Origin of the sequence: Bacillus sp. JJ1521 (assembly GCF_036965165.1) — a bacterium.
Taxonomy (GTDB): domain Bacteria; phylum Bacillota; class Bacilli; order Bacillales; family Bacillaceae_L; genus Ferdinandcohnia.
Genome location: NZ_JBALOX010000174.1, coordinates 8,588 through 14,993, shown reverse-complemented (window position 1 = coordinate 14,993; position 6,406 = coordinate 8,588). Strand labels below are relative to the sequence as shown.

6 protein-coding genes and 1 pseudogene are annotated in these 6,406 nt (G+C 38.4%); 1 reads left to right on the top strand and 6 read right to left on the bottom strand.

What is annotated here, in order from left to right; translation table 11 throughout:
• Positions 1-110 precede the first annotated feature (110 nt).
• Positions 111-305, top strand: coding sequence for a hypothetical protein (locus V7147_RS20455; protein ID WP_335369658.1), 195 nt, complete (start codon positions 111-113; stop codon positions 303-305).
• Positions 306-318: 13 nt separating this feature from the next.
• Here the strand turns inward: V7147_RS20455 and ysxE are convergent, their stop codons facing one another.
• From ysxE to V7147_RS20425, 6 genes and pseudogenes are all read right to left on the bottom strand, one after another.
• A complete protein-coding gene (ysxE, locus tag V7147_RS20450; protein ID WP_335369657.1) occupies positions 319-1,362 on the bottom strand; it encodes a spore coat protein YsxE in 1,044 nt (347 codons plus the stop codon).
• A 74-nt stretch (positions 1,363-1,436) separates the two neighbouring features.
• Positions 1,437-2,651, bottom strand: coding sequence for a stage VI sporulation protein D (gene spoVID, locus V7147_RS20445; RefSeq protein ID WP_335369656.1), 1,215 nt, complete (start codon positions 2,649-2,651; stop codon positions 1,437-1,439).
• A gap of 402 nt (positions 2,652-3,053) precedes the next feature.
• The gene (gene hemL / locus V7147_RS20440; protein WP_335369655.1) at positions 3,054-4,340 is read right to left on the bottom strand and encodes a glutamate-1-semialdehyde 2,1-aminomutase; all 1,287 of its coding nucleotides are present in this window, start codon (positions 4,338-4,340) and stop codon (positions 3,054-3,056) included.
• 60 nt (positions 4,341-4,400) lie between these two features.
• Complete coding sequence (gene hemB / locus V7147_RS20435; protein WP_335369654.1) at positions 4,401-5,381, bottom strand: porphobilinogen synthase; 981 nt, start codon at positions 5,379-5,381, stop codon at positions 4,401-4,403.
• 15 nt (positions 5,382-5,396) lie between these two features.
• Positions 5,397-6,185: a uroporphyrinogen-III synthase gene (locus V7147_RS20430; protein WP_335369653.1), complete on the bottom strand. Its 789-nt coding sequence runs from the start codon at positions 6,183-6,185 to the stop codon at positions 5,397-5,399.
• Positions 6,185-6,406 (bottom strand): annotated as a pseudogene (locus V7147_RS20425) (hydroxymethylbilane synthase); the annotation flags it as partial. The pseudogene V7147_RS20425 and the gene V7147_RS20430, both read right to left, overlap by 1 nt.

Below are 6,406 nucleotides of genomic sequence, written 5' to 3'. Positions count from 1 at the left end.
CTAAAAATCGAGCGCAAAACGCTAAAGCGCATTTGATTTTAACTGAATGGAACTATTATGCTCTTCCAAGCATATTCTAGTTATAGGATTCCTTGAAGGGAGAGATCAGCATGAAAAGAGGTCGTTTTAGAAAATACTCCTATCCCCAATGGCTGCGTCAAACTCGGGATTTTTGTGCACAATTTATTATTCCGATTACAGTTGTTCAAGCGGTTCGGACTATTTTTATTCCAACCACGATTGATGTATTTTTTTTAGCCATCTTAATTTTCCTTATTGTATGCATTCACTTAGATTGGATTTAGAAAATCCCATACTTCACTCCGTATGGGATTCTTCTTCTTCTTCCTGCTCTTTTCTCTTTTGTTCTGCCTCTAGTAGTTTTACGGAAACAAATTCAATGTTTTTCGTTTGCCAGTATGCACGTTGTAAAACTTGGACATGCTCACGTTCGGATTTCTTATGTTTTTGTTCGGTATAATTGCGTACACACCGATAGATAGGTTCTGGAAACGTAAAATGACTTAAAAAGAGATAAAATTCTTCTTCCAATAATGGAAAACGGCTTTGATAGGAATCAAACCACTCAAGACAATCTGTACATAGGGTCGGATAGGTCTTTAAGATCCGATAATAGAGACTCACTAAATCATTTGTTGGATTCGCATAGCCTGCCCTCTCAAAATTCGAAAGATACCCTTTTCCGCTTTCATCATATAAAAAATGGGTATCCGATAAATTATTTAGTGTCAAGGCAGTACGAAAAGACTTCTTCTCTACCATTAATTCATGCCATTTATTGAGCTGGGTTCTTGCAAATGACGATGCTAGACTAATTTCATAAAAATACGTACAGAACTGGAGTTCAAATGGAGACATATACCATTTTGCCTCTGCTTTTTCAACGAATCCTTCCAAAAACTGATTTCGTTCTTCCCATTTTTTGATGATTGTTTCATAATGTCCTGTTATATCGTTTTCATCGTTAATTTGCTGTTTTCTTGCCGTTGTTAGATGAATCCTTGCGATTTCTGTGAAAAAGGCATGATAATGAACTACACGGTGCTCAGGTGCATTGCTTTTCAACCATGGCATTAAGTAATAAAATTTTTGATTATGATAGACAAGGTAATTTCCTTCGACGGTTGGATAAATGGGTACGGCCCTTGTGTAACCCTGTTGAAATAATTGTTGAAGGAAAGTGGGGAATGACGGATTGATTTTGTGTGAAATGGATTTTAGAGCATAGATTCCTTTGTTAGTAACGATTTTTGTGACTTTCCCGAGTTGTTCTAATGATGAGGGCTGCAGGTTGTATTTTTTTAAGATGGGCCCGATACTACTTACATCGTTATTATTCATTGGGCCAATCACTCTCTTTCCATACATTTTTAAAGAAAACAGGGCGAGGCTTCTCCTCACCCTATCGATTATTATTAATGATTTGCTTGGACAGGGATATATAATAGCTGTCCTTCAGAGACGGAATCGGTATTTAGTGAATTAACCCGTACTAATTGTTGTACGCTTATATCATAACGCTGTGAAATCTTTTCCAATGAATCTCCATGCTGAACGATACAGATTTTCATCGTCGTATGGTCTTCCACTTCATCTCTGCCAAATATTTTGGTTAATAATAAATCATTTTCACTTCGTTTAGCATCTTCCGTTTGTTCTTCTCTATGTTCATGAACCACTTCTTTTTCCTGAATAGCAGCAGTTGAGCCTTTTCTATTTTGGTGGTCAGATCCAAAGGTTAGTTGATTATCATGTCTTGCTTTCACTTCGATTGAAGGTTTTAAAACGACTTGAACCTCTTCCTCTTCAACCGCTTCGACAACTTCAATTTCCTCTTGTTCTTGATATACCTCTTTTCTAGCTTCCACTTCAAAAGGAACAAAAAGATCTGCATCAGCTTCTTCTTCTTGCTGTTCACTTACAGCAATAACTTTCTGTTCCTCTCCCTCATTATGTAGCACTACTTTCTCTTTTCTTTGCAGTACTACCTCTTCAAGGTCTTCACGATTCTGTTCGAAAATAACTTGAAATTCTTCTACCTCTTCACTATTTTCTTCGTCAAAAACTTGAAATTCTTCTTCTTCCTCTTCAAACGAACTACTTCTTACAAGCTCTAGTTCCTCTTCAGCAGGTTGTTCAGCCACAACGGGAGGTTGTTCTTCTTGTTTGATAACCTCTTGGGCAGCTGTTACTTCTTTTGGCGCTTGAGTAACACCTTGGATACCACTAATCGCTAAATCAGCAACGATTTGTAAACAGCCACGCTTTGGAATTTCATAGTCAAATGTTTCAATCAAAACATATACATCATCTAAGCTTTTAACGCGATCTTGCGGAATCGTAATATCGACAGGGAAGCGATGGTTTAGTTCGCTTATCCCATCCTCACGTGTGATTACCTCATTTACAAGTCGAACCGAGGCAAAGTCTCGTTCTTCCTCTTCGGCATTGATTACATCTATTCGATATTCACCTGTTAGCTGTAATGCACCGCGAATGGACACATATTGGTCATGCTCTTGAATTATAATATCTGGGTCAAGTGATATTGAGATGAGCTCTGAGACTTCCTGTCCCTTTTGAAACCAGACTGATTCCTCTACTGAAAATCGTAAGTTTTCAGATGACATCAGCTACTCCTCCTTTCAGTCTCCTTCTAAATAGATTTACTATGACATTACAATTTTTATGTTAGTTTAAAGTGATTTATGATAAGTTCTTAAAGAAGTAGTTCAAAATCAAATGCGCCTTGGCGTATTTGCTCCCGATTTTTTGGCCCACAGGAAGTGAGTCATAAAGACGTTGCACAGGATGTGGCGTATTTAGTCTTTGAGCTTACTGCTCGTAAAATTTCCTTTTAAAAATCGTGGCATCCACCAGAGGCTTTGGGTCAATACGATGTTGGTCTCTCAGATGTTGTCACAGGATGTGACGTTCTTAGTCTGAGTTCCTTAATTTCGGTTGGGGTTTTCTGAATAAAGTTAAAAGGCAGACCCAGTTGAAAATTCCTGGGTCTGCCTTAATACCTTTTCTTATTTTAGTTTTGAAAATGCTTTTTCAGCCGCTTGAATTGTTTTTTCGATATCTTCTTCAGAATGAGCTGTTGATAGGAAAAGTCCTTCAAATTGAGATGGTGGAAGGAATACTCCTTCATTTGCCATTTCACGGTAATATGATGCAAAATACTCTAAATTCGATGTTTTTGCAACATCATAGTTAATTACCTTTTCATTTGTAAAGAAAAAGCCAATCATTGATCCCGCACGGTTAATACAATGTGGGATGTCATATTTTTCAGCTGCCTTTGTAAGTCCTACTTCCAGTCGATCAGCCTTCTTTTTAAATTCTGTGTAGTCTTCCGGTTTTAGCTGTGACAAGGTCTCATAGCCAGCAGCCATTGCTAATGGGTTACCAGAAAGTGTTCCTGCTTGATAGATTGGTCCAGCAGGTGCGATTTTTTCCATGATGTCTGCACGTCCACCATATGCCCCTACAGGTAGACCACCACCGATTACTTTACCAAGACAAGTGATATCAGGAGTGACACCAAAATAGCCTTGTGCACAATTATAATCAACACGGAAACCTGTCATAACTTCATCAAATATTAACAATGTTCCATGCTTTGTTGTAATCTCACGAAGACCTTCAAGGAATCCAGGCTGTGGTGGAACAACACCCATATTTCCTGCGACTGGCTCCACAATCACGCCAGCAATATCTTCTCCAAACTGTTCAAATGCGAATTTTACTGCCTCTAAATCATTATAAGGAACCGTAATTGTATTTTTGGCAATGCCTTCCGGAACTCCTGGACTATCAGGTAGACCAAGGGTAGCAACACCTGAGCCTGCTTTAATCAATAATGAATCCCCATGTCCATGATAACAGCCTTCAAATTTCAAAATCTTATTACGGCCTGTATAACCCCGGGCTAAACGCAAAGCACTCATTGTTGCTTCTGTTCCAGAATTCACCATACGGACGATTTCAATTGATGGGACTCTCTCAATTACAAGCTTAGCAAGCTTATTTTCAGATAAGGTCGGAGCTCCAAAGCTTGTTCCCAATTCTGTTGTTTTTTTAAGGGCTTCAACAACTTGATCATTTGCATGGCCGTGGATAAGCGGTCCCCATGATAGGACGTAATCTATGTATTCATTTCCATCGATATCATATATTTTAGATCCCTTCCCGCGCTCCATGAAGATTGGATCCATGTTTACAGATTTGAAAGCACGAACTGGACTATTTACCCCACCCGGCATTAGATGTACAGCCTCTGAAAATGCCGCTTTTGACTTTTCATAACTTCTCATCTTCGTAACCCCTTTCTTTTATTGGTCCTGCCCCCAGTTTAATGAGGGACAGGAACTAAATTAGTTTTGTTTTAACCAACGAGCAACATCTTTTGAATGATACGTAATGATTAGATCCGCTCCTGCACGTTTCATTCCTGTTAGCATTTCCAAAACAATCTCTTTTTCATTGATCCAGCCATTTTGGGATGCTGCTTTGATCATGGAATATTCACCACTTACGTTATAAGCAACTACTGGTGCATTAAAATTGTTTTTAACATCGCGAACGATATCTAAGTATGACAATGCTGGTTTTACGATTAGGAAATCTGCACCTTCTTCAATATCAGATTCAGCTTCACGCATTGCTTCTAAGCGGTTTGCATAGTCCATTTGATAGGTTTTACGGTCACCGAAGGAAGGTGCACTCCCGGCTGCATCTCGGAATGGGCCATAGAATGCAGATGAATACTTTACTGCATAAGACATAATTGGAACATTCTCAAAGCCGGCTTCATCTAAGCCATGACGAATAGCAGTCACAAATCCATCCATCATATTAGATGGTGCAATAATATCTGCACCCGCTTTTGCTTGGCTTACTGCTGTTTTCGCTAATAATTCAAGCGACGGATCATTAAGTACTTGTCCGTTCTCAATAACTCCACAGTGCCCATGTGATGTATATTCACAAAGACAAGTATCTGCAATGACAATTAACTCTGGATGTTTTTCCTTTGTAATTCGAGTCGCTTCTTGAACAATACCGTGATCATGATAGGCCCCTGTACCGACCTCATCTTTTTCAATAGGCACACCAAACAAAATTACTGATTTAATTCCTAACTCTACAATTTCATCTAACTCTTGTTGGAGTAAATCAAGTGAAATATTATAGACACCAGGCATCGAGGAAACTTCTATTTTTTTATTTTCCCCTTCCATAATGAATAATGGGTAAATTAAATCATCAGTATGTAAATGTGTTTCACGTACTAATGCTCTCATGTTTGCAGATTGACGTAATCTCCGATGTCTTGCAAATTGTAATTTCTCCATCTCTTATTCTCCTCCTTACGTTTGTAAAAAATCAATGATTTCAGTCAGTAAATGGTCAGTCGTGTAATTCTTAGGACAAATATGAATTGGGATATGTAATTGCTCGGCCGCTTTTCTTGTTTCCGGTCCAATACAAGCAATAATGACATCCTTTGTCCAATCTTCCCACTCAGTTTGTTCCACCATTTTATAGAATTGCTTCACTGTTGATGGACTGGTAAAGGTTATAATATCAATTTTTTTTGCTTGTAATAGCTCTAGTAAACGTTCCTTTTCATGGGAATCACCAGCTGTTTCATAGACAATTAAATCGGTAGCAAAAGCACCTTGCTTCGTTAGTTCATCGACTAAATAAGAACGGGATAAATTGCCTCGGGCTAATAAAAAACGGACACCCTTCTTTACATAAGGTTGTAAACTTTCGAACAAACCTTCTGCGATAAATTCATCTGGAACCAACTCAGGCTTATACCCCTTAACCAACAATGCCTTCTCTGTTTTTGTACCTACAACCGCTATTTTAGGCATTGGAATTTTTTGATTATCTTTTTCCACAACCTGATCATAATAATCAAAAAAGTAATCAACACCATTTTTACTCGTAAAAATCAGCCATTCATAAGTGTGTAAATTCTTTATTGTAGATTCAATAAAACTTGAGTCTTTTGGTTTTTGGAACGTTAGCAATGGGATTTCAATTGAAGTTCCACCGGCTGCTCGGATTCTCTTCGAAAATTCAGCAGCCCCACTTTTACCTCTAGTATTTAAGATCATTTTTCCAAAAAGAGGTTGTTCGCCTTCCATTACTGGTTAAGCTCCTCTTTCACTTGGTCAATTAAATCCTTTGCACCAAGGTCTGTTAATTTTTTCGCTGCTTCATTTCCCACTTCAATAGGATTGTTTCCATAAACTTGTTCTTTGTATATGATTTTACCATCAGGGGAGCCGACCAACGCTGTTAAGGCAATTTCCTTATCATCTGACATTGTTGCATATGCCGCAATCGGAATCTGGCAGCCACCTTC

Bases quoted from the DNA above. Each gene is read 5' to 3' on its own strand.
- hemL (WP_335369655.1), bottom strand. From the start codon at position 4,340: ATGAGAAGTTATGAAAAGTCAAAAGCGGCATTTTCAGAGGCTGTACAT.
- spoVID (WP_335369656.1), bottom strand. From the start codon at position 2,651: ATGTCATCTGAAAACTTACGATTTTCAGTAGAGGAATCAGTCTGGTTT.
- ysxE (WP_335369657.1), bottom strand. From the start codon at position 1,362: ATGAATAATAACGATGTAAGTAGTATCGGGCCCATCTTAAAAAAATAC.
- hemB (WP_335369654.1), bottom strand. From the start codon at position 5,381: ATGGAGAAATTACAATTTGCAAGACATCGGAGATTACGTCAATCTGCA.
- V7147_RS20430 (WP_335369653.1), bottom strand. From the start codon at position 6,185: ATGGAAGGCGAACAACCTCTTTTTGGAAAAATGATCTTAAATACTAGA.
- V7147_RS20455 (WP_335369658.1), top strand. From the start codon at position 111: ATGAAAAGAGGTCGTTTTAGAAAATACTCCTATCCCCAATGGCTGCGT.